General features: G+C 45.6%; 18 protein-coding genes. 16 read left to right on the top strand and 2 right to left on the bottom strand.

Going from position 1 to position 24540, the window contains the following annotated elements; translation table 11 throughout:
- Nucleotides 1-179 precede the first annotated feature (179 nt).
- From wcaK to gndA, 16 genes are all read left to right on the top strand, one after another.
- The gene (gene wcaK / locus VH86_RS06630; RefSeq protein WP_045832318.1) at nucleotides 180-1442 is read left to right on the top strand and encodes a colanic acid biosynthesis pyruvyl transferase WcaK; all 1263 of its coding nucleotides are present in this window, start codon (nucleotides 180-182) and stop codon (nucleotides 1440-1442) included.
- A gap of 3 nt (nucleotides 1443-1445) precedes the next feature.
- A complete protein-coding gene (locus VH86_RS06625) occupies nucleotides 1446-2669 on the top strand; it encodes a glycosyltransferase (RefSeq protein ID WP_034824779.1) in 1224 nt (407 codons plus the stop codon).
- Nucleotides 2666-4006, top strand: coding sequence for an MOP flippase family protein (locus tag VH86_RS06620; protein ID WP_045832317.1), 1341 nt, complete (start codon nucleotides 2666-2668; stop codon nucleotides 4004-4006). The genes VH86_RS06625 and VH86_RS06620 overlap by 4 nt, the downstream gene beginning before the upstream one ends.
- Nucleotides 4007-4493: 487 nt before the next feature.
- Nucleotides 4494-5387, top strand: coding sequence for a UTP--glucose-1-phosphate uridylyltransferase GalF (gene galF / locus VH86_RS06615; RefSeq protein ID WP_038645967.1), 894 nt, complete (start codon nucleotides 4494-4496; stop codon nucleotides 5385-5387).
- Between the two features lie 44 nt (nucleotides 5388-5431).
- Nucleotides 5432-6445 (top strand): UDP-glucose 4-epimerase GalE, encoded by a 1014-nt coding sequence (gene galE, locus VH86_RS06610; protein WP_045832316.1) that lies wholly within the window; start codon nucleotides 5432-5434, stop codon nucleotides 6443-6445.
- Between the two features lie 528 nt (nucleotides 6446-6973).
- Complete coding sequence (locus tag VH86_RS06605) at nucleotides 6974-8389, top strand: mannose-1-phosphate guanylyltransferase/mannose-6-phosphate isomerase (RefSeq protein WP_045832315.1); 1416 nt, start codon at nucleotides 6974-6976, stop codon at nucleotides 8387-8389.
- Nucleotides 8390-8403: 14 nt separating this feature from the next.
- Nucleotides 8404-9780, top strand: coding sequence for a phosphomannomutase CpsG (gene cpsG, locus VH86_RS06600; RefSeq protein ID WP_045832314.1), 1377 nt, complete (start codon nucleotides 8404-8406; stop codon nucleotides 9778-9780).
- 3 nt (nucleotides 9781-9783) lie between these two features.
- Nucleotides 9784-10581: an ABC transporter permease gene (locus VH86_RS06595; protein WP_045832313.1), complete on the top strand. Its 798-nt coding sequence runs from the start codon at nucleotides 9784-9786 to the stop codon at nucleotides 10579-10581.
- The gene (locus VH86_RS06590; protein ID WP_045832312.1) at nucleotides 10578-11876 is read left to right on the top strand and encodes an ABC transporter ATP-binding protein; all 1299 of its coding nucleotides are present in this window, start codon (nucleotides 10578-10580) and stop codon (nucleotides 11874-11876) included. Before VH86_RS06595 ends, VH86_RS06590 begins: the two co-directional genes overlap by 4 nt.
- Before the next feature lie 9 nt (nucleotides 11877-11885).
- Nucleotides 11886-14075 carry a methyltransferase domain-containing protein gene (locus tag VH86_RS24675; RefSeq protein ID WP_052696562.1) on the top strand — a complete coding sequence of 730 codons (2190 nt, stop codon included), beginning with the start codon at nucleotides 11886-11888 and terminating at the stop codon, nucleotides 14073-14075.
- A 30-nt stretch (nucleotides 14076-14105) separates the two neighbouring features.
- Entirely contained in the window at nucleotides 14106-16616 is a 2511-nt protein-coding gene (locus VH86_RS06580) for a glycosyltransferase family 1 protein (protein WP_045832311.1), read from the top strand.
- Between the two features lie 27 nt (nucleotides 16617-16643).
- Nucleotides 16644-17678: a GDP-mannose 4,6-dehydratase gene (gmd, locus tag VH86_RS06575; RefSeq protein WP_045832310.1), complete on the top strand. Its 1035-nt coding sequence runs from the start codon at nucleotides 16644-16646 to the stop codon at nucleotides 17676-17678.
- Nucleotide 17679: 1 nt separating this feature from the next.
- Entirely contained in the window at nucleotides 17680-18582 is a 903-nt protein-coding gene (locus VH86_RS06570; protein WP_045832309.1) for a GDP-mannose 4,6-dehydratase, read from the top strand.
- Nucleotides 18558-19721 carry a glycosyltransferase family 1 protein gene (locus VH86_RS06565; RefSeq protein ID WP_082082829.1) on the top strand — a complete coding sequence of 388 codons (1164 nt, stop codon included), beginning with the start codon at nucleotides 18558-18560 and terminating at the stop codon, nucleotides 19719-19721. Before VH86_RS06570 ends, VH86_RS06565 begins: the two co-directional genes overlap by 25 nt.
- The gene (locus VH86_RS06560) at nucleotides 19718-20833 is read left to right on the top strand and encodes a glycosyltransferase family 4 protein (RefSeq protein ID WP_045832308.1); all 1116 of its coding nucleotides are present in this window, start codon (nucleotides 19718-19720) and stop codon (nucleotides 20831-20833) included. The genes VH86_RS06565 and VH86_RS06560 overlap by 4 nt, the downstream gene beginning before the upstream one ends.
- Before the next feature lie 135 nt (nucleotides 20834-20968).
- Entirely contained in the window at nucleotides 20969-22378 is a 1410-nt protein-coding gene (gene gndA, locus VH86_RS06555; protein WP_045832307.1) for an NADP-dependent phosphogluconate dehydrogenase, read from the top strand.
- Between the two features lie 35 nt (nucleotides 22379-22413).
- Here gndA and VH86_RS06550 read toward each other — a convergent pair whose 3' ends face one another.
- On the bottom strand, nucleotides 22414-23529 hold the full coding sequence (locus VH86_RS06550; RefSeq protein ID WP_045832306.1) for a succinylglutamate desuccinylase/aspartoacylase family protein: 1116 nt from the start codon (nucleotides 23527-23529) through the stop codon (nucleotides 22414-22416).
- A gap of 170 nt (nucleotides 23530-23699) precedes the next feature.
- A complete protein-coding gene (locus tag VH86_RS06545; protein ID WP_045832305.1) occupies nucleotides 23700-24497 on the bottom strand; it encodes an ABC transporter substrate-binding protein in 798 nt (265 codons plus the stop codon).
- Nucleotides 24498-24540: the final 43 nt, after the last annotated feature.

Below are 24540 nucleotides of genomic sequence, written 5' to 3'. Positions count from 1 at the left end.
ACGCAGCTGTTTGCGTCCTCTCCGGGAAAAGTTTGGAGCGGCCTCAGGTCGCCCGTTTGAGAACAGATTTTCTATTTTGGGCATTGTTCCCATTGCAGTTTTTTAACACAGAGTTCACTTTGCCCGTGCAGGAAATGGCGTGGCTTGTAAAAAATTAAAAAAATTTTTCTGGAGTGTTTATGAAGATTTTATTGGTGGGAAACCATACCTGTGGAAATCGTGGGGATGGCGCGATTTTACGTGGACTGATCGACTCTTTGCAGTCTGCGCGTGGCGACCTCGATATTGATGTGATCAGTCGTTATCCAACAAGCTCCGGGTACTTATTGCAACAGGATATCCAGCAGGATTCCCTGTTTCTGCATAACAGCAAATCAGCGAAAGGGCTGGTGGGCAGCGTTAAACGTAAAGTGGCCAACCGTCTGATGCCCGAGATCATGATGGCGCATCTGGGCAAGGGTGGCCTGTACAAATCGTTTTCTGTGCCGCCACATCTGGCGCAGTTCACCAAAAGTCTGGAACAGTATGACGCCATCATTCAGGTGGGCGGCTCGTTCTTCGTCGATCTGTATGGTGTGACGCAATTTGACCACGCGCTCTGTGCATTGATGGCGAAAAAGCCGCTGCACATGGTCGGTCACTCCGTGGGACCCTTCGAGAACCCGCGCGTGAATGCGCTGGCCAACTTCGTGTTCGATCGCGTCGATAGCCTGGTGCTGCGTGAAGAAGTTAGCTTCGATCGTCTAAAACAAGACGGTGTCACCACCAATCGAGTGAAGAAGGGCGTGGATACCGCCTTCCTGGTGAAAGCGCGTGATGTAGAAAACCCGAGTCACAACCTGCTGCACTGGAAAAACATCATCAGCGCGCGTAAAACCATCGCCATCACCGTGCGTGAACTGGCACCGTTCGATAAACGTCTCGGCGTGACGCAGAAAGAGTACGAAGCGGCCTTCGGGAAAGTCATCAATGCGATGATTGCCGAGGGCTATCAGGTGGTGGCTTTCTCTACCTGTACCGGCATCGATAGCTACGCCAAAGACGACCGGATGGTCGCGCTGACGCTGCGCGACCACGTCGAAAATCCCGAGCATTACCATGTCATCATGGACGAGTTCAACGATCTCGAACTCGGCATCCTGCTAAGCCATTGTCACCTGACCATTGGCACCCGCCTGCACTCCGCCATCATTTCCATGAACTTCGGTACCCCAGCCGTGGCCATCAACTATGAGCACAAATCGCTCGGCGTGATGAAGCAGCTTGGACTGCCGCAAATGGCCACCGACGTGCAAAGCCTGATGGATGGCTCGCTGATCGACAAAGTACAAACCGTGCTGGCCGATTACGACAACGTGAAGCGCAAAGTGGATACCGCGGTGGCGCAGGAGCGTGAAATTGGTAACCGCATTACGGCAGAAATTCTCAACGTGCTGGGGTAAGTGATGAAGCTGACCTTTTTCACCATGCGTTTTCCGGTTGCCTCTGAGACGTTTGTCCTCAATCAGGTAACGCATTTCATCGATGCAGGCTATGACGTGGAGATTATCTCCGTGTTTCCAGGCGATATGATCAATCGCCACGCCGCGTTCGATGATTACAATCTGGCGGCGAAAACTCACTATTTACTGCCGGAAGAGAAAGTTTCGAATCTCGATAAGCTGACGCAGCGCATTGGTTTGATGCTGCCGAAAATCGCTAAGCCGGCGTTGATCAAATCACTCAATGTCGGTCGATACGGGCAGCAGGCGAAAAAGCTGCTGCTGCCGGCGATTGTTGCTAACGCGAAGCAAACCTTCACCGCGGATGTGTTTCTGGTGCACTTTGGTTATGCCGGTGCGCTGGCCAACAAACTGCGTGAGCTCGGCGTGCTGAAAGGCAAGCAGGCGACGGTGTTCCACGGCGCGGATATTTCGCGCCGTCACATTCTCGAAGAGCACAAGCTCGATTACGTCAACCTGTTCAAACAAAGCGAGTTGATGTTGCCCATCAGCCATTTGTGGGAGAACAAGCTGATTGAGATGGGTTGTCCACGCGAGAAGGTGCACGTGACGCGCATGGGCATCGAGCCGGAGAAGTTTAACTTCAGGCCGCGTGAGGCGTTTCATCAGCCGCTGCGAATTGTCTCGGTCGCGCGTTTGACCGAGAAAAAGGGCTTAGACGTGGCGGTAAAAGCCAGTGAAATTCTGCGCAACAACGGTGGGCAGTTCGAGTTCACCATTATCGGCAACGGTGAACAGGACGGCATGATGCGTGAACACATCGCGCGTGCCGGACTGGAAGCCTTTGTCACTATGCCAGGTTTCAAGCCGCAAGAGGAGATTCGCCAGGCGTTGAACGATGCCGATATCTTCCTGTTACCGTCCAAAACCGCTGCGGATGGCGACATGGAAGGCATTCCGGTGGCGTTGATGGAAGCGATGGCGGTGGGGCTGCCGGTGGTCTCGACCTATCACAGCGGCATCCCGGAGCTGATTCAGAACAACGTCAGCGGCTGGCTGGTCTCGGAAAACGATGCTGAAGAGTTGGCCGACACGTTGTTGCGTCTGTCACGCGGCGATGTTGATGTCGCGCCGGTAGTGGCTGCCGCGCGACACAAAGTGGAAACCGAGTTCAATCAGCACATTGCTTATGGTGAGCTGGCTAAAATTCTGGAGCGCATGGTGTGAGCGGATTAAAAAAACAGGCCGTCTGGCTGTTTGGCAGTACCTGCTTCGCGGCATTGCTGCAGGTGTTACAGCTCAGCGTTCTGGCGCGAAAACTGGAAGCGCATGAGTTGGGTTTATTAGCCATCATCAATGCCATTCTGGCGGTGGCAACGGTGTTGCAGGATATGGGGATGAGCAGCTACATCGTGCATCGCCAGGACATCAACCGCCGCCAGCAGAGTACGATTTATTGGGTCAACGTCTCGCTCAGCTTGTGTACCGGTTTGATTATGCTGGCGATTGCCTTCCCGGTGGCGTGGTTCTATCACCTGCCTGAATTGACAGGGCTGATCATGCTCACCAGCCTCAATTTCCTCGTGCTGGGACATCTGTCGCAGTATCAGGCGCACTATGTGAAATCCAAACGTATGGTGACGCTGGCGAAGATTGAGATGGCGACCAAGCTGTTCGCGTTTATCTGTACCGTGGCGATGCTGTACTTTACTTCGCTCACGGTGGCGGCGGCGATCCTTGGGCTGTTCATCAATGCCTTTACGCGCATCCTGTGCATGATCTACTTCGGGGAGAAGTCGTGGCGTCCAACGTGGGAGTTTGAAGGGGCGACCTTCATCAGCGCGGTGCGTTACGGCATTTATCAGCTGGGTTCTCAGACCATTAACCAGCTGCGTACTCAGGCGGATGCGTTAATCGTCGGTAAAGTGATGGGCGCGGAGATGCTGGGGATCTACTCGCTGGCCAAAGAGTTGATTCTGCAGCCACTGAAACTGGTCTCGCCGGTGATTAACCGTCTGGCGCTGCCGCGTTTCGCCGAGAAGCAGCACGATCCGGAGCAGCTGAAAAATCTGTTCCTGAAAGGCACCTTCGTCATCATGTTGTTCAGCAGCGCGATGTATCTGGCGATTGGCATTCTTTCGCCGGTGATCGTACGCGTGCTGTATGGCGCGTCGCATGAGCAGGTTTACCATCTGATTCCACTGATGCTGCTGTTCGGTATGCTGCGCCCGATGGGTGGCTTAACCGGCGCAATTTCCCAGGCGAACGGTAAGACTAACGTCGAGTTCTACTGGAACATCGTCGCCAGTCTGGTGGTAGTGGTGGTGTTGGCGACAACCTACATCTGGCCGAACGTGCTGTATGTAGCGCTGACGTTATCCATCTCGCAGGTGCTGATTTCTGCCTTCGCCCATCCGTTCTTTATCAAGCCGGTGATTGGTATCCGCTTTATGCCGTATGCCCGCCAGTGGGTTTCGGTGTCGGTGGTGTTTGTCGGCCTGATGATGCTGGTGAATCACTTCAACTTGTTTGTGATGCCGGAGTGGTTTGAGGGTTGGCTGTAGGTTTTGCCATTGCTACGTGATCTGCGCGGGCATGCACTTGCTGTCTGCACAGATCCGTAACGGCGACATGTATGGCGTAATGCCGCTCACTTAAGCCAGGGAGTGCGTATTCAACCCGGTTCTCCCTCAATGCGCACCGAACAATGTAGGGTCGCCATTTATGGCGACCAAAACGCGCTCAACTGACAAGCATTACGCCATTTATGGCGCAGTCTACCCGCACGCACCACGATAAAATCCCGCTGAACTCATTCTGTAAACCACTGGTCTTAACCTCTGCCACTTTTCCATTGACCTCCCACTGTTTTTCAGCGGTTTAGCGCCTCCATTCTGCTTCGGTCAGGCGAAGCGGCAGCCCGCCATTTTGGCGATTTTTGATGTGGTGACAGAGAGTTAGTGCCGGATTTTCAGATAAAGATTATACTTGCTGCACCGGCCGATCCTGCATAATCGACCCCACGTATTCACTTCATGAAATGGAATAAATATGACCAAGCTTAAAGCAGTAATCCCGGTTGCGGGTCTCGGTATGCATATGCTCCCTGCAACGAAAGCCATCCCGAAAGAGATGCTGCCTATCGTCGACAAACCAATGATTCAATACATCGTTGACGAGTGCGTAGCGGCGGGCATCAAGGAGATTGTGCTGGTCACCCATGCTTCCAAAAATGCAGTGGAAAACCACTTCGACACCACTTATGAGCTGGAAGCGCTGCTTGAAGCGCGCGTAAAACGTCAGCTGCTGAGCGAAGTGCAATCAATCTGTCCTCCTGGCGTAACCATTATGAACGTGCGTCAGGCGAACCCGTTGGGCCTCGGCCACTCAGTGCTGTGTGCACGTCCAATGATCGGTGATAACCCGTTCGTGGTGGTACTGCCAGACGTGCTGCTGGATGACTCAACCGCTGACCACCTGCGCTACAACCTCGCCGCAATGGTCGCACGCTTCGAAGAAACCGGGCACTCACAGGTACTGGCGAAACACATGCCGGGTGAAGACCTGACCGAATACGGTGTTCTGACCACCGAAGCGCCAATTGATAACCCAGGTGACATCAGCACCATCACCAACATCATTGAAAAGCCAGAAGCGGGCCAGCTGGATTCAGACCTGACTGCGGTTGGTCGTTATGTGCTCTCTGCGGATATCTGGCAAGAGCTGGAAAATACCGAGCCAGGCGCTTGGGGTCGTATTCAGCTGACCGATGCCATCGCCTCACTCAGCAAGAAAAAACCGGTAGATGCACAACTGCTGACCGGTACCAGCTTCGACTGTGGTAAAAAAATGGGCTACATGCAGGCATTCGTTTCTTACGGTCTGCGTAACAACGCGCAGGGCCGTGATTTCCGTGAAGCTATCCAGAAAATCCTGGCGAAATAATCCATTCTCATGCCGCGCCGCTTGCGCGGTTTAAAGGAGTACACATGGCTATTTTGGTAACGGGCGGAGCAGGGTACATCGGCTCCCATACGGTGCTGGCTCTGTTAGAGCGCGGCGACGACGTTGTGGTCCTGGATAACCTTTGCAATGCTTCGCGCGAAGCCGTCAATCGCGTGGAGAAGCTGTCTGGCAAGAAAGCGGTGTTCGTTGAAGGCGACATCCGCGATCGCGCTTGCCTGCGTGACTTGTTTGCGGCCAACGACATCTCTGCAGTGATTCACTTCGCGGCGTTGAAAGCCGTAGGTGAATCGACCCGCATGCCGCTGGAATACTACGAGAACAATGTGGCGGGTACCGTGGTGCTGCTGGAAGAGATGCGTGCTGCAGGCGTGTGGAACTTCATTTTCAGCTCTTCAGCGACCGTATACGGCGCCGATGCACCGGTTCCTTACGTGGAAACCACGCCAATCGGTGGCACCACCAGCCCATACGGCACCTCTAAGCTGATGATCGAATTCGTGATGCGCGATTTCGCCAAAGCAGACCCAAATTTCAAAGCTATCGCGCTGCGCTACTTTAACCCGGTAGGCGCGCATGAGTCTGGCGAGATTGGTGAAGACCCAACCGGTATTCCTAACAACCTGCTGCCGTATATCGCGCAGGTGGCGATTGGTCGCCTGGAGAAGCTGGGCGTGTTTGGTGATGACTATGACACGCCAGACGGCACCGCTCAGCGCGACTACATCCACGTGGTGGATTTGGCCGAAGGCCACCTGAAGGCGCTGGATCATCTGTCGAAAGTCACCGGTTACAAGGCGTATAATCTTGGCGGCGGAGTAGGTTTCTCCGTGCTGGAAATGATTAAGGCGTTCGAGAAGGCTTCTGGTAAGGCGATTCCGTTTGAGTTTAAGCCGCGTCGTGATGGCGATCTGCCGGCGTTCTGGGCGGATGCAAGTCTGGCGAATACCGAGCTGGACTGGCGAGTGACGCGTGGGATCGATGCGATGATGCGCGACACGTGGAACTGGCAGAGTAAGAACCCGGATGGGTTTAAGTAATCCTCACTGAATTGATCAAAACCCGGCATCTGCCGGGTTTTTTTATGGCTAAATTTACTAATATCAGGCTGTTTATTTTTTAATCAACGGCGTGATTTTAGGCACAGATTATTCCTAAACCCCGGGAAACAAGATCAACGTCCGAGTTGCATATGCCGTTGTTTGTCCCTAAAGCAAATTCGAGCTCTATTTATCAGAAAAAGCAACTATATTCAATCGGGTCAATGAGTTGTATTTAAGCGAAGCGATTAAGTGATTAAAACATTGATAGCACCCCCTTAAGACAATAACCATGTTATTTCGTCAGCACAAAATGTATTATTTGCAGTGGCTTTGGAGATAGCTGAAGCCTGACGAATAATTAACCGTTTCCTATGAAGGCGGCGGAGCACATAAAATTGACTTGTTACACAGCATATTGGTTGCTGCAAGCCAAGGGCGGTAGCGTGGCTGTTTTTTATCTCCGATGAAAAAATAACCCGCTCAAAAATGATATAGCAGTTAAAATGACACATTAGAGGTTGTGGAATGTTACTTCCCGTAATTATGGCCGGAGGAACCGGCAGTCGTTTGTGGCCCCTTTCACGCGAACTGTATCCTAAGCAGTTCATCAGTTTGCATGGGCAGCACTCGATGCTGCAGGAAACTGTCAACCGTTTGACGGGTGTAGAAGCGCGCGCACCATTGGTTATTTGTAACGAAGAGCATCGCTTCCTGGTCGCTGAACAACTTCGCCAAATCAACAAGCTCTCTCACAATATCATCCTTGAACCGGTGGGACGTAACACTGCTCCGGCCATAGCTCTCGCTGCGCTGAATGCGATTGAGCAGGGGGATGATCCTGTTCTGCTGGTGTTGGCTGCAGACCATGTAATTGAAAATCGTGCAGCATTCCATCAGGCAATTACTATTGCGACTAAATATGCCAAGCAAGGCCATTTAGTCACCTTCGGTATCGTGCCGACAGGTCCTGAGACAGGTTATGGTTACATTCATCGTGGAAGTCAGATTTCAGATGATTTGAACGCCCCATTCGGCGTACAACGCTTTGTAGAAAAACCGAATCTTAAAACAGCAGAAGATTACCTTTCCTCCGGTGAATATTACTGGAACAGCGGCATGTTTATGTTCCGCGCAAAACGTTATCTGCAAGAGTTGGAAAAATTTCGCCCTGATATTCTTGAAGCCTGTCAGCGCGCAATGGCAAACGTTAAAGAAGGCAGTGACTTCATCAGCATCGATAAAGATGATTTTATCGCCTGCCCAGATGAATCCGTGGATTACGCGGTAATGGAACAAACAGATGCTGCAGTAGTTGTGCCACTGGATGCAGGTTGGAGTGATGTAGGTTCATGGTCAGCGCTGTGGGAAGTCAATGAGAAGGATGCTGCGGGTAACTCACTCAAGGGCGACACTTTCCTGCATAACACTAAAAATTGCTATATCAACAGTGAAGATCAGTTGGTTGCGGCTATTGGTGTTGAAGACCTCGTAATCGTAAACACCAAAGACGCCGTATTAGTTGCCCGTAAAGATCAGGTGCAGGACGTTAAGCGTGTGGTTGAATTCCTGAAATCAGAATGTCGTAGCGAATATCGTCGCCACCGTGAAACCTATTGGCCATGGGGTCGTTGCGATCTGATTGTTAATACCGGACGCTTTAACGTAAACCGTATCACGGTAAAACCGGGTGAATCCTTCGAATTACAGATGCATTACCATCGCACTGAACACTGGGTGATTTTGTCTGGTACCGCGAAGGTGACGATTCAGGACAAGACACTGCTGTTAACCGAAAACCAATCAACTTTCATCCCTATTGGTCACCAGCACACGTTGGAAAACCCTGGCAAAATTCCGTTGGAGCTATTGGAAATCCAGTCTGGTTCATACCTTGGTGATGACGACCTCATTTCGATTAAACAACAGCTTGCATTTAAGTAAGGACTGACAAAATCATGGCAGCACTGACCTGTTTTAAAGCTTATGACATCCGCGGTGAGTTAGGCACGGAACTGAACGAAGATATTGCCTACCGCATTGGCCGCGCCTACGGTGAATTTGTCCGGCCAAAAACGATTGTGGTGGGTGGCGATGTCCGACTGACCAGCGAGTCATTAAAGCGGGCATTGGCCGATGGATTGCGCGATGCGGGCACTGATGTGCTCGATATCGGTATGAGCGGAACAGAAGAGATCTATTTCGCTACCTTTCATTTAGGCATTGATGGCGGCATTGAAGTGACTGCCAGCCACAACCCGATGAATTACAACGGGATGAAACTGGTACGCGAAGGAGCGCGCCCGGTAAGCGGTGACACTGGCCTGCGCGACGTTCAGCGACTGGCGGAAGCGAATGACTTTGCTCCGGTTGAAGATGGCAAACGGGGAAGTTATAAGCAAATTTCTGTGCTGGATGCATATGTCGATCATCTGATGGGCTACATCGACTTGAATAATTTCACTAAACCGATGAAGCTTGTCATCAACTCAGGTAATGGTGCTGCAGGTCATATCATTGATGAGATTGAAAAACGCTTTAATCAGGCGAATGCACCTGTGTCGTTCATCAAAGTGCATCATGAAGCAGATGGCAACTTCCCGAACGGGATCCCAAATCCGCTGCTGCCTGAGTGTCGTAAAGACACCTCCGATGCGGTGCGTGAGCATCATGCGGATATGGGTATTGCCTTTGACGGGGATTTTGACCGCTGTTTCCTGTTTGATGAGAATGCAGAGTTCATTGAAGGCTATTACATTGTCGGGCTGCTGGCTCAAGCATTCCTGAAAAAAGAAACGGGTGCGAAAATCATTCACGATCCGCGTCTGACCTGGAACACCATTGATGTTGTGACCCGTGCAGGTGGTATTCCAGTCATGTCTAAAACCGGGCATGCCTTCATCAAAGAGCGCATGCGCGAAGAAGATGCAGTCTATGGTGGCGAGATGAGTGCGCACCACTACTTCCGTGACTTCGCTTACTGCGACAGCGGCATGATACCGTGGTTACTGGTGGCTGAACTACTGGCAGTGAAAGGGGAGACGCTCTCCGGACTAGTTTCGGAAAGAATGAAAGCGTTTCCTTGTAGTGGTGAGATCAACTCTAAAGTTGCTAATGCGAAAGAAAAGATTGAGAAAATAAAGCAACGCTACACTCAACAGGGAGCAGAAGCTGATACGACTGATGGGATCAGTATTGAGTTCTCAACATGGCGCTTCAATTTGAGAACTTCAAATACAGAGCCACTCGTGAGGCTTAACGTTGAAACTGTGGAAAGTACAGAATTGATGAAAGAAAAAACTGCTGAGCTGATTGATGCTTTAAATGGTGAATAACTCATGATTAATGGTTTATTAACTGGAATAAATCGATACCGCGGATTTATTTTTGATAGTATTAAGCGCGATTTCCAATCGCGCTATCAAAGCAGTTTCCTGGGAGCGATATGGCTTGTGCTACAACCGGTCGCCATGATTTCGGTCTATACATTAGTTTTTTCTGAACTCATGCGTGCCAGGCTTTCGGGCATGTCATCACCTTATGCATATAGTATATATTTATGCTCAGGTGTTTTAACATGGGGGCTGTTTGCAGAAACACTTAACGGATTGATTAATGTTTTTTTGAGCAATTCTAATATACTAAAGAAATTAAGTTTCCCACGTATATGTCTTCCCATTATTGTAACATGCTCTTCGATACTGAATTTTCTAATTATATTCACACTCTTTTTAATATTTCTAATTTTAACAGACAACTTTCCAGGAATGGTGATCTTTAGTATGTTGCCTGTATTAATCCTTCAAATGATTTTTACAGTAGGCTTGGGGATCATTTTAGGTGTAATGAATGTATTCGTGAGAGATGTGGGACAACTAACGTCAATTTTATTACAGTTCTGGTTTTGGTTTACGCCAATTGTTTATGTAAGTGACACATTACCTGAATGGGTTCAGGGTGCTTTAGCATATAATCCAATGGCAACAATAATCAAAGCTTATCACAGTATCTTTGTTTATAAACAACCACCAGAGTGGATAACTCTGTGGCCAATAACAATAATTTCAATCACCCTATTTATATTGGGATGGGTCATGTTTAGAAAACATGCTGCTGATATTGTGGATGAATTATGATTAAAAGTATTTCTGTAAAAAATTTATCAAAAGCATATAAGTTTTACTCATCTAAATGGAGTCGGGTGATTGAAAAATTTCTTCCTGAAAGTAATCCCCTCCATGAAAAAAAGTGGGTTCTGAAAAATATTTCATTTGATGTAGTACCCGGTGAGTCTGTTGGGATTGTAGGTGTTAATGGTGCTGGGAAAAGCACGCTATTAAAATTATTAACCGGTACTACTAAGCCAACGCTTGGTACAATTTCTATATCCGGGCGGGTTGCAGCATTACTTGAATTAGGAATGGGTTTTCACCCCGATTTTACTGGCAGGCAGAATGTATTTATGTCTGGTTTGATGATGGGATTAAGTCGGGATGAAATTTCAGATTTATTGCCAGATATTGAAAAATTTGCTGATATAGGTGCTTATATCGACCAACCGGTTCGCATTTATTCAAGTGGTATGCAAATGAGACTAGCCTTTGCTGTCGCCACATCCTCGAGACCGGATATATTGATTGTTGATGAGGCTCTATCAGTGGGCGACTCAAGGTTTCAGGCAAAATGTTATTCACGTATTGCTGATTTCAAGTCACAAGGTACAACTCTTTTATTAGTATCACATAGCGCGGGTGATATTGTTAGACATTGTGATCGTGCCATATTCCTGAAAAATGGTGAAATTGCTATGGATGCATCTGCACGTGAAGTGACAAATCGCTATCTTGATGAGCTTTTTGGAAAATCAGTAATTGAAAAAACTGAAGCTCTTAACAATGACATCTCAATAAATCTCAGTCTTGCGGGTGAAGCCGACAATGATATTTTTCATACTCGCCCAGGATATCGTCATGAAGAATATCGTTGGGGACAGGGTGGAGCAAAAATTATAGATTATGACATTCAAATTAAAGGTAAAAGCTTCCCTTCGAATATTATAAGTAATGAAGAAACTGATTTTTATTTTAAGACGATTTTCGAAAATGACTATGAAAATATTGTCCCAGGATTCTTAATTAAAACGTTAGATGGCCTCTTTTTGTATGGTACTAATTCCTTTTTAGCTTCTGAGGGTAAAGAAAATATTTCTGTCAGGAAAGGTGATGTCAGAATATACAGGTTTACATTTCCGATGAATTTAAATGAAGGGCAATATTTAATTTCATTTGGCGTTTCGTCAGGTAATCCCGAACTTGAAATGATTCCGTTAGATCGTCGATATGATTCAATAATCATTCATGTGAGTAAATCCATGCAATTTTGGGGGATTATCGATCTTAAATCATCTTTCAAAAGCTATGACAAAAGGTAAGTTTTAAGCATGAATAACACTTTGCACGACCTGATAACAGCATTACCTGAAGTCTATCAAACAATTTTCGGCCATCCTGAGTGGGATAGTAACGTTTCTCGTAATTGTAACGAGCGACTTGATGTTATTTATGAAGTTTACACAACTCTCTCTAACAAATTAGGGCGTCCGTTAAAAGTATTGGATCTCGGTTGTGCTCAAGGCTTTTTTAGTCTGACTCTTGCAAATAAGGGAGCCACAGTTAAAGGTATTGATTTTCTAGATAAAAATATAGATGTTTGCCGTAAGTTAGCTGAAGAAAATGAAAGTTTAAATGTTGAATTTGATACGGGGCGCATAGAAGATGTTATTGAAAACATTGAGCCCAGAGATTATGATTTGGTAATAGGTTTAAGCGTATTCCACCACTTAGTCCATGAACATGGCATTGAAAAAGTCAGAAATTTACTATCAAAATTGGCAAACTCAGTCCATGCAATGATACTTGAACTTGCGTTGAGAGAGGAACCACTTTATTGGGGACCATCCCTCCCAGATCAACCCGAAGAATTAATTGAAAATTGCAAATTTTATAGAATTATTGCTGAATATCAAACTCATTTATCATCAGTAATTAGACCAATGTATGTGGTTAGCAATAATCACCTATTACTAAATAATTATTGTCAAGAATTTACATTTTCTTCAAATGTACCTTACAATACAGACGTCGAAGTTCATGAAAATAGTCGAAGATACTATTTCAATGCTGATATAGTTTGCAAATTCTACAATTTCAATAAGGCTAATTTATCTTCATTTGAGAAAGATCGTAGTAGGAAAGAGCTCGTTCAAGAAATAGAGTTTCTCAGTTCAACCCCTGCTGGTTTTTCAGCGCCGCAATTGATAAATAGTGGCACAAGTAAAAATAACGGCTGGGTTGTTATGGAGCGTATCAAAGGTGATCTTCTTTCTGACGTTCTGGTTAAAAGTGAAGACATAGATTTAGACAAGATAATCCAAAATTTACTAGAACAGCTAGTTGTACTTGAAGAGAACGGATACTACCACGATGATATTCGGTCATGGAATATTCTGGTTAATGAAAAAAACAGAGTTAACTTGATTGATTATGGATCAATTTCTAGAGAAAAAAAGGATTGTGTGTGGCCTGATAATATATTTCTCGCATTTAATATATTTCTTAAAGAGATTTTAATTCCTACTGAAATCTCTGAAGGTCTGTTGCGTTCAGCATCAATAAGTCCTTTTAACCTCCCTGCAAAATATGAAAATTGGCTACATCAATTTTGGATAAAGCCAGTTCAAGAATGGACATTCCGTTTATTACTTGATCTCTTTAATAAAAGAAACGAACTCCCTAAGCTTAAGGATAATCTGGGTGGCACTGATGAGTGGATCAGGGCCCAAGAAAAACTATTGATGAACAATCAGTCGTATATCTATAAGCTATTAGCAGAAAATGATGCAAATCATTCGAAAATTACTCAGGTCGAAAATCACATTGAAGGTTCAATTGATAATAAGTTACATGATTTAGAAGTTGAGTTAGAGCTTAATAACAAAAAAACAGAAATTCTTATTTCCAATTTTGAAGAGCTAGTAAATACACTAGAATTAAAATTCGAAACCAGATTTAATGAAAATGTAGAAAGCGTTAACAGTTTTAGAAAAAGCTTTGAATTATCTCTAATTGAGTTAAAAAAGAGCCAGGATAAAAGTAACAGTGAACACTCTTCATCTGTTTCTGAAGAAAAGCTTATTGGAACAATCCAAGATCTACAGCACAAGTATGATTCACAGGTGAATGAGAATGCTCGCCTGCATGCTCATATAGCAGCAATGACACACAGTAGTTCATGGCGAATCACGGCCGGTTGGCGCAATACCGGCAGATATGTAAAAGCTATACGTAATAATTCATTCAATTCATTGTCTAGGAAAATAATTGTAAGGACTGTATTGAAATGTTATTCATACATTAATGAAAGGCCACGTTTAAAAACAAAGATAATCTCGTTTGCAATAAAGATAAAGCTCTATGACACTTTGTTTAAATTGCATCAGCGCATTAAATATAGAAAAGCAGGTGATGAAAATGAAACTGTAGTTGCCAATGAAGATGTCATTATATCTCAAGCCGATAACAGTCAGTTGCCTGCACTAGTTAAAGATATTTACTCTAAGTTAAAACGTTAAAATATAAATTAATATTAAAGGAGTATAACTTTGCACATTTTATTTGATATGCAAAGCTGCCAATCTGAAAGTCGGCTTCGTGGCATAGGGCGTTATTCATTGTCTCTGGTTAAAGCAGTTGTAAATAATCCTTCCCGGCATAAAGTAAGCATTTTACTAAACGGCCTTTATTCTATTGATATCATCAATACTGTCCGGAATGAATTTAAAGGTCTTATAGCTGATGAAAACATATATATTTTCTCCGCAACTAGTCCACTGGCGTATCACGATAATAACAATCACGCCAGAAATAATGCCGCAAAAATTTGCCGCAATCTAGCAATTGAAAACATTAATCCTGATGTTATTTGTAATACTAGCTTCAGCGAAGGTTTTGTAGATGATTTTGTAGTGTCAATTACAGATGAAAATAATGGGCCTAAACAGTTTTCAATTGTTTATGATTTAATACCTTTGTTGAATAAAGATGTATACCTTGTAGATGAGAGTTTTAAAAATTTCTACATGAACAAACTTGTTGAGCTTGAACACGCAGATGGGCTGCTTGCAATTTCAGGCTCTGCAGCAAATGAGTTTCGATCTAATACAAAAATCAGTCCAGAAAAAGTCATTAATATTTCGTCAGCAGTTGATTCTCATTTTAAAAAAATAAAAATTACTAACAATGAAAAGAATGAGTTATACCAAAAGTATAATATTCATAAAGACTTTGTTATGACTATCGGCGTACTGGAGCCGCGAAAAAATATTGAGGCGTTAATTCATGCTTTTAGCCTACTTGACTCAGATGTAAGGAAAAGTCATACCTTAGTGCTGGCTTGTCAGATAAAACAACACGATAAAGAGCGGTTGCTCATTATCGCGCATAAGCATGGTCTAAATGATGAAGATATAGCGTTCACAGGTTTCATACCTGATAATGATCTTGTTGCGTTATATAATATTTGCAAACTTTTTGTTTTTCCCTCGATCCATGAGGGATTTGGATTGCCGCCACTCGAAGCTATGTCTTGTGGCGCTGCAACCATAACTTCAAACACTACAAGCCTGCCAGAAGTTATGGGATGGCAGGAAGCTATGTTTGATCCGCGAAATGTTAATGATATTGCAAACTTAATGCAAAAGGCACTAATTGACGACGAATTTCGTATTGCATTAGTTGCTAATGCAAAAAAACAGGCTTTGGAATTTTCATGGGACATTTCGGCACAAATTGCCATAGATGCTTTTGAAAAAAGTTTAAACAAAGTTAAAACCGTCAAAGGCCCGACTAACAACTCGATAAATGAGGCTATAGAAAGAATTCATAACAGTTCCTCACAGTTAACGGAAGACGTTGATTTATTGGGAACGGCATGGGCTCTGGCAAAAAATAGTTTCCAAACCCATGAGCGTAAAATATTAGTAGATATTTCTGTATTGGTTCAGCATGATGCAAGAACCGGGATACAACGAGTAGTTAGAAGTGTATTATCAAATCTTATTAACTCCGGATGTGAGGGTTACACCATTCGCCCTGTTTACTGCAGAATGGGTGAATTATTTCACTATGCAAATGATTATTTAAAAGATAATTATGATATCAATTATGGCGTTGATGAACCTGTTCTTTTCAGTAAAGACGATATACTGCTCGGTTTAGACTTGACGGCACATTTATTCCCATATTTAAATAATCAAATTAATACAATTCGAAAGAGTGGTGCTTTTGTTTACTATGTGGTTTACGACATAATTCCTTTATTGCATCCTGGATGGACAGATGTGAATGTTCGTATGGCATTTCCAATCTGGTTAAAATCGATTGCTGAAAATTCTGATGGTCTGGTTTGTATATCGAATAGTGTTGCACAAGAAGTAGATGCTTATTTAAATGAGCATATCGATACAATCTCTAGAAATCCTTATCTTAAATTGAAGTATTTTCATTTAGGTGCTGATATTTCCGCAAGTAAACCATTTACTTGCCGGCCAGATAATGCGGCCGAACTCTTAAGGAAATTAAAAGTACAGCCTACTTTTCTTATGGTAAGTACTGTTGAACCTCGCAAAGGACATGAGCAGGTTCTTCTTGCTTTTGAAAAGTTATGGAATGATGGTATATCTTGTAATCTTGTTATTGTGGGAAAAAAGGGGTGGGGAGTAGATCATCTTGTTGAAAGAATTGAAAATCACGCACAAAAAGACCGGAATTTGCATTGGTTGAATAATATTGGTGACGACTTCCTTTCAGAATTATATGCTGAAACTAATGCCCTTATTGTAGCGTCCTATGCGGAGGGTTTTGGATTACCTATCATAGAGGCAGCTCAGCAAGAATTGCCAATCATCGCTCGTGATATACCTGTGTTACGTGAGATTGCAGGTGACAACGCATTTTATTTTAGTGGAAATGATCCTGACTGTGTTCATTTAACACTCAAAGATTGGATGGAAATGGAGAGAAATGGCACTATTCCTGATTCAAGAAATATTAACTGGTGTACATGGAGGGAAAGTACAGTACAATTACTGCAACAGCTTCCATTAGTAAAGTAAAACTGAATATTTTTATTAGGAGTAAGTATGAATACGGCAGTTATTACAGGTATTACCGGTCAGGATGGCGCTTATTTAGCCGAGTTATTGCTCGAAAAAGGTTACAAAGTATTTGGCACCTATCGCCGCACCAGCTCAGTAAACTTCTGGCGCATTGAAGAGTTAGGAATTAAAAATAACCCCAATCTTCATCTGGTCGAATATGATCTGACTGACCTTTCATCAAGCATTCGTTTACTTCAGGTAAGCAAAGCAACTGAAGTCTATAACCTCGCAGCTCAGAGCTTTGTAGGTGTTTCTTTTGACCAGCCGCTGACCACTGCTGAAATCACAGGTATTGGCCCAGTAAATCTGTTAGAAGCTATTCGTATTGTTAACCCTAAAATTCGCTTTTATCAGGCTTCGACTTCAGAGATGTTTGGTAAAGTGCAAGCTATTCCGCAGAAAGAGGACACGCCTTTTTATCCGCGTAGCCCGTATGGCGTTGCAAAATTGTATGCCCACTGGATGACGATTAATTACCGTGAGAGCTATAACATCTTCGCATCAAGCGGCATTCTGTTTAACCACGAATCACCCCTGCGTGGGCAGGAGTTTGTGACTCGTAAAATCACCGATTCAGTAGCTAAAATTAAACTCGGTAAGCTGGATGTGCTTGAGTTAGGTAACATGGACGCTAAGCGTGACTGGGGCTTTGCTAAGGAATATGTTGAAGGCATGTGGCGTATGCTGCAGGCTGATGAGCCAGATACATTTGTCTTGGCAACCAACCGCACTGAAACAGTCCGTGACTTCGTTTCAATGGCGTTCAAAGCAGCTGGCATTGAACTACGTTTCAAAGGCAAAGAGAGTCAGGAAGTTGCCATCGATGTCGCCACGGACAAAGTGGTGGTTAAAGTCAATCCTAAGTTCTATCGTCCTGCTGAAGTAGAATTACTAATTGGTAATCCACAGCGCGCGAAAGACATTCTGGGTTGGGAACCAAAAACCACGCTCGAAGAATTGTGCGCAATGATGGTAGAAGAAGATCTGCGCCGCAATAAACAAGGGTTTTCCTTCTGATATGACTAATGGCAAAAAAGCATTGATCACTGGGATCAAGGGCTTTACCGGCCAATATATGGCAGCGGATTTATCCGCTGCCGGATATAAAGTTTATGGTTTCGGTTCAACTCCTGCCCAGAACTCCTCACACTATTTTCAGATTGATCTTACGAATGCAGCACAGGTAAAAAATGCTGTAGACAGCATTCAGCCCGACGTTGTTGTTCATCTTGCAGCCATCGCTTTTGTTGGTCATGCTGACCCGAACGCGTTCTATAGTGTTAACCTTTGCGGTACACGTAATCTTTTACAGGCTCTTAGCGAATCAGCAAAAATGCCGGATGCAGTTTTGGTCGCCAGCAGTGCTAATGTTTACGGTAATAACACACCGGGAAAATTAGCAGAGTCGGTTCCTGCCAGACCTGCAAATGACTATGCGGTAAGTAAGCTGGCCATGGAGTACATGACCAGTCTTTTTTATGAAAAACTGCCGATTATTATTACCCGGCCATTCAATTACACCGGCGCCGGCCAGGCAGAAAATTTCCTGATCCCGAAAATCGTCAAACATTTTCGTGAGAGAAAAGACGTCATTGAGCTGGGCAATATAGATGTATGGCGTGATTTTTCTGACGTGCGTGACATCGTAAAAAGCTACTCAGCGTTAATTCATTCCCGCTCATCTGGTCAGACTGTCAATGTCGCTTCAGGTAAAATGCATTCATTGAGGGAAGTCATTGATCTCTGCCAATCCCTGATAGGCCATGAAATTAAGATTGAAGTTAATCCTGATTTTGTCCGGCCGAATGAAATCAAAGAACTTTGTGGCGATATCACTTTGCTCAGTAGCTTAGTCGGTGAGACTTCGTCTAAAATTCCTCTTAGAGATACACTAAAATGGATGCTGGAAGCAAAGCAATAAACGTCGTTTACTCTACGGACTGCATTAAATATCCTTTAACCGGTATTGGCCGTTATGCGTTTGAGCTTGCTAAACAGCTTCAGGAGAGAGAAAACGTCGCGCTGACGTTTCTTCATGGCACTAAGACTCGTGACTCACTGGCAGTCGCGAGTGAGTCTGCTCAATCGGTTCAATCTCTAAAGCGTAAGTTACAAAGAAGCAAAATAGTAAGTGAAATATATCGCCTGACTTTTCCGGTAATGAAAATGATGGCGTTGAGGAATTTTAAGAATCATATATTTCATAGCCCAAACTATTATCTACCTCCTCGCGCGAAGCATTGTGTTGCCACCTTTCATGACCTGTCAGTATTCCACTGGCCACAGTTTCATCCTGCCGGCCGTGTTCATCTGATGCAAAAAGAGTTAAGGAATACCGTTTCGCGTGCGTCTATGTTGATTACCGACTCTTATTACACAAAGAATGAGTTAATGAATTTCTTTGATATTGATGATAATAAGATTGCCGTAGCACCTCTGGCCTGTAATGAACATTTTCATCCTCGTGATGAAGCAGAAACAAAACAAGTTCTTGAAAAATACAATCTTAAGTGGCGGCGATTCTTTCTTTATACCGGCACGATTGAACCAAGAAAGAACATACTGACACTGCTTCAGGCGTATGATCGCCTGCCTGCTCAGGAAAAATCTGCCTTCCCGTTAGTCATTAGTGGTTATAAGGGTTGGGAGAATGAACAACTCTTCAGGCTTTTTGATAAAGGCGAGAGAGAAGGGTGGCTAAAATATCTAGGTTTTGTCCCTGGTAAGGATCTGCCATTTTTATTCAGTGCTGCGACGAGTTTTTTATTCCCTTCAATTTATGAAGGTTTCGGCTTACCGATACTTGAAGCAATGGCATCAGGAACGCCTGTGATTTGCTCAAATGCAACCTCGCTTCCCGAAGTGGCTGGAGATGCAGCATTAATGCATGAACCTGACGGCATTGATGCTTTGACGACTTACATCCATATGATGATTGAAAACGCTGATGAAAAGCACCGTATGATTATTACGGGACTGGCGCGTGCCCGAGAATTTTCATGGTCACTGTGTGCGGATAAAACCATTGAAGCTTATGAGCAGGTCGCAAAATATATATGATTAAAGTTCTACACTGTTACAAAACCTATTATCCTGATACTTTTGGTGGCATCGAGCAGGTTATTTATCAGCTTGCAGAGGGTGGTTTTAAATCAGGCATTGAGTCTGTGGTTTTTACTCATAGTCCCCAATTAGAAAATAAAAAAAACAGACTGGATAACCATCAGATCCATCGGGTAAAAACGCAGTGTGAGTTTGCTTCAACCCCATTCTCTTATTCAGCCATACAAGAATTCAGTAAGCTTGCTCAGGACGCGGACATTATCCATTACCATTTTCCATACCCATTCATGGACTTTTTGCATTTCGCTGTAGGTATTAAAAAGCCATCCGTAGTGAGTTACCATTCTGATATCGTGAAGCAGAAGGTGCTGCTAAAACTCTATACCCCGTTAATGAATCGTTTTCTTTCCAGTGTTGATCGGATTGTTGCCGCATCACCAAATTATGTTGAAAGCAGCCCGGTATTGCAGCAATTCAAAGAAAAAGTTGAGGTTATCCCATACGGTCTTGATAAACAGTTTTATCAAAACTATGATCCTGCCGTTTTGCAAAAATGGCAGACAAGATTTCCGGATGGCTTCTTCCTGTTTATTGGGACGTTTCGTTATTACAAAGGTCTGCATATCTTAATTGAGGCGGCAAAAAACAGCCGTTATCCCATCGTCGTGGTGGGTGCAGGACCGATTGAGGCTGAGCTGAAAGCACAGGCACAGCAACTTGGTGTGGACAATATCCATTTCCTGGGTGCGCTGGAGGATAATGAAAAATCTGCATTGCTGCAGTTATGTACCTGTCTAGTTTTTCCATCTCATTTACGTTCCGAGGCTTTCGGCATCTCTTTGCTCGAGGGTGCACTCTATTCCAAACCGCTGATCTCCAGTGAGATTGGAACCGGAACAACCTTTATCAATATTGATCGAGTCACCGGTTTAGTCGTCCCTCCATCCGATCCTGAAGCATTAAGAAAGGCGATGGATGAAATATGGTATAATCCCGACATGTCTATGATCTACGGTGCCGCTGCGCTGGCGCGCTTTGAATCACTCTTTACGGCAGATAAAATGATTCAAAGCTATACAAAACTTTATGAATCCTTGTTAAGTGTGTGATTTTTATTGAGATGATTTCATCTGCTCTACCGCACCATTCATTACCTTTAATCCGCTATCCTGAGTTAACATACTGATCACTTACAAACTGGTGTTACTAGTAACACCATGCGAGACCACAGACAGGAGTATTTAATGTCCAAGCAACAGATCGGCGTTGTAGGTATGGCAGTGATGGGCCGTAATCTGGCTCTTAATATTGAGAGCCGCGGTTACACTGTTTCTATCTTCAACCGTTCGCGCGAAAAGACTGATGAAGTTATCGCTGAAAGCCAGGGCAAGAAACTTGCTCCGTTCTACACTGTAGAAGAATTCGTTGAATCGCTGGAAAAACCACGCCGTATCCTGCTGATGGTGCAGGCGGGGGAAGCGACAGATAAAACTATCGCTTCTCTGACTCCTCACCTCGACAAAGGTGACATTCTGATCGATGGCGGTAACACCTTCTATAAAGATACCATTCGTCGCAACAAAGAACTGTCAGACCAAGGCTTCAACTTCATCGGTACCGGCGTTTCCGGCGGTGAAGAGGGAGCATTGAAAGGTCCTTCCATCATGCCTGGTGGTCAGAAAGAGGCATACGAGCTGGTTGCCCCAATTTTGGACAAAATAGCTGCGCGTGCTGAAGACGGTGAAGCTTGTGTTGCTTACATCGGTCCAAACGGTGCCGGTCACTATGTGAAGATGGTTCACAATGGTATCGAATACGGTGACATGCAGCTGATTGCAGAAGCTTATGCGCTGCTTAAAGGTGCACTGGGTCTTAACAACGAAGAGTTGGCTAAGACTTTCACTGACTGGAACAACGGTGAGCTGAGCAGCTACTTGATCGACATCACCAAAGATATCTTCACCAAGAAAGATGAAGACGGTAAATATCTGGTTGATGTGATCCTTGATGAAGCAGCTAACAAGGGCACCGGTAAGTGGACCAGCCAGAGCTCTCTTGACCTTGGTGAGCCACTGTCACTGATCACCGAATCAGTATTCGCTCGTTACCTGTCTTCCTTGAAGACGCAGCGTGTCGCAGCTTCTAAAGTGCTTAGCGGTCCTCAGGCTAAAGCTTTCACCGGTGACAAAGCTGAGTTTGTTGAGAAAGTGCGTCGTGCTCTGTATCTGGGCAAAATCGTTTCTTATGCGCAGGGCTTCTCTCAGCTTCGTGCTGCTTCAGAAGAGAATAACTGGGATCTGCACTACGGTGAAATCGCTAAGATTTTCCGTGCTGGCTGCATCATTCGTGCTCAATTCTTGCAGAAAATCACTGATGCTTATGCGAGCAATGCTGATATTGCTAACCTGCTGCTGGATCCATACTTCAAAAACATCGCTGATGAATATCAGCAAGCTTTGCGTGATGTTGTGTCTTATGCAATCCAGAATGGCATCCCGACTCCGACCTTCTCTGCTGCAATTGCCTATTACGACAGCTACCGTTCAGAAGTGCTTCCAGCTAACCTGATTCAGGCTCAGCGTGACTACTTCGGTGCGCATACTTACAAGCGCATTGATAAAGACGGTGTATTCCACACTGAGTGGCTCGACTAATAATTGTGAGGCTTCCTTCGGGAAGCCTCAATTTTTTACCCCACCAACAACTCACCCTCTCTGCCCGCATTTTCCCCCGCAAGCCTTACCACCAGCATTCCCGCCGTAGCAAACTTCATCAAATTCCGCGCATACAGCACCCCACCAAACTCCACCACCAGCGGCGTGACCTGGTCGGTAATTGGGTCCACAATCTCGGCCACCACTTCACCCGGCTTGATCCATTCGCCCAACTCACGGCGATTCAACAACAGCCCTGAATGCGGAGCATGGATATACTCACAACCTGCCAATGGCGTTGCAGGGTTGATCAGAGCAGGTGACTCACCCACGTCACCCGCTATATAGCCGCCTTCAATCAGCGCATTAATTATCGCATCTGCATCATTCTCCGCCTGTTCGGGAGAAACATCAGCAACCCCACGTAACTCCAGCGTCACTGGCAACAAACCACGAGGCATTGGATACTCACCACCAAATCGCTCAGCCAGTGTCAGCCACGGTTCACAGCAGGCCTCATCAAAGGGTTCGCCACCGGAGATTTGCGCCAGCAGTTGCACTTCACTGCCTAACCAGCGCGCTAATGGCTCGATATCCTGCCATGCGTGCGGCGTGGTATACAGATGCGGCAATGCGTCCCAGTCGCAGTGCAAATCAATCATCAAATCTGCCTGGCTGGCCATACGCATTAGCGTGAAGCGCTGCGCATCCAGTTCGGTACGAGCAATGCGATCGCGATAGTGGCGATCAATGGCATCACGGATCAGCCGTTTGTTCTCATATTCGCTTTGCGTCAACGAACCGGCCAACTCTTCAGCCAGGGTATCGCCTAATGCCGGGAAACGGCGATTGAAATCCTGACCTGAAAGCGTATGGAATCGACCCAAATGGCTGCCGTGCCAGTGTTGACCCATCGCCAGCGGATTTGCCACCGGCACCAGCGTAATTTTGGATTTAAGCTGCCCGGCAGATTCCAGCGCCAGCAGCTTGTGTTTCAGATACCACGCCACCGCCATACCCGGCAGTTCATCACCGTGCAGTGCCGCCTGAATATAGACGCGTTGCTGGGAATCGGTACCGAAATGAAAGCTGACGATTTCGCGCTGTGTACCGAGGGAAGCACTTAACAAGGGATGATGTTGTTGTTGCATGGCGCGGTCGATGTCCTGTATCTACGGCACGCTGAACGTCGTGCCTGATTAATTTTATTGACTGGAATTATAGTGCTGCTGTGAAAATGAGCGGGTATGAAGCCGCTAAATTTGCGCTCGCTCATGTTAGCAGCGCGAACAGGGCGGCCTGAAGACCGCCCCTGCATTGATCAATGCTGGATCGAGATATCAGTGGCGAAGTACTTCTTCTGGATCTTGTCAAAAGTGCCGTTTTTCTTGATTTCAGCAAAGGCGTTATCCAGGGCTGTTTTCAGCTCTTCATCGCCTTTACGCAGACCAATCGCCGTACCTGGACCGATAATCGGGTCTTCCACGATCGGGCCAGCCAGCTCGAAATCTTTGCCTTGCGGATGTTTCAGGAAGCCGTTAGCTGCCTGTGCTGCATCGGTGAACACCACATCCAGACGGCCAGAAATCAAATCACTTTCCACCTGCGCCTGATCGCCGTAAGGCACCACGTTTACACCGTGTGGCTGCCATTTTGCCAGCGCATAACGTTCCTGCACGGTTCCTTGCTCAACGCCAACTGTTTTGCCTTTCAGCGATTCAGCCGTTGGCAGCAGGCCAGAGCCTTTACGCGCAATCAGCTGGGTGTGCGTATCGTAAAGCGGCACGGTGAAGTCAATCTGCTTCAGACGCTCTTCCGTGATACCCATATCAGAGAGGATGGCATCGAACTTACGCGCTTTCAGCGCCGGGATCATGCCATCGAACTGGCTCTCCACCCAGACGCACTTGGTTTTCATCTGCTCGCACAGCGCATTGCCAAGGTCGATATCAAAACCAACCAGCTTGCCTTGTGGTGTTTTGGATTCGAAAGGAGGATAGGTTGGATCAACAGCGAAGCGTACCTGATCGATCTTTGCCTGTGCGCCAAATGCGCAACCTGCCAGCACGGCCAGCGCCAGCGTCTGACGCAGGCGGGCAGTAAAACGAGAACTTGCCATAATATCGGTCTTCTTTATTCGTGATGTGGAATAACGCAGAGTA

This window comes from Pantoea sp. BL1 (genome assembly GCF_000963985.1).
Taxonomy (GTDB): domain Bacteria; phylum Pseudomonadota; class Gammaproteobacteria; order Enterobacterales; family Enterobacteriaceae; genus Pantoea; species Pantoea rwandensis_B.
The sequence above is the reverse complement of the archived record's forward strand: the minus strand, read 5'-3'. Positions and strand labels throughout refer to the sequence as shown.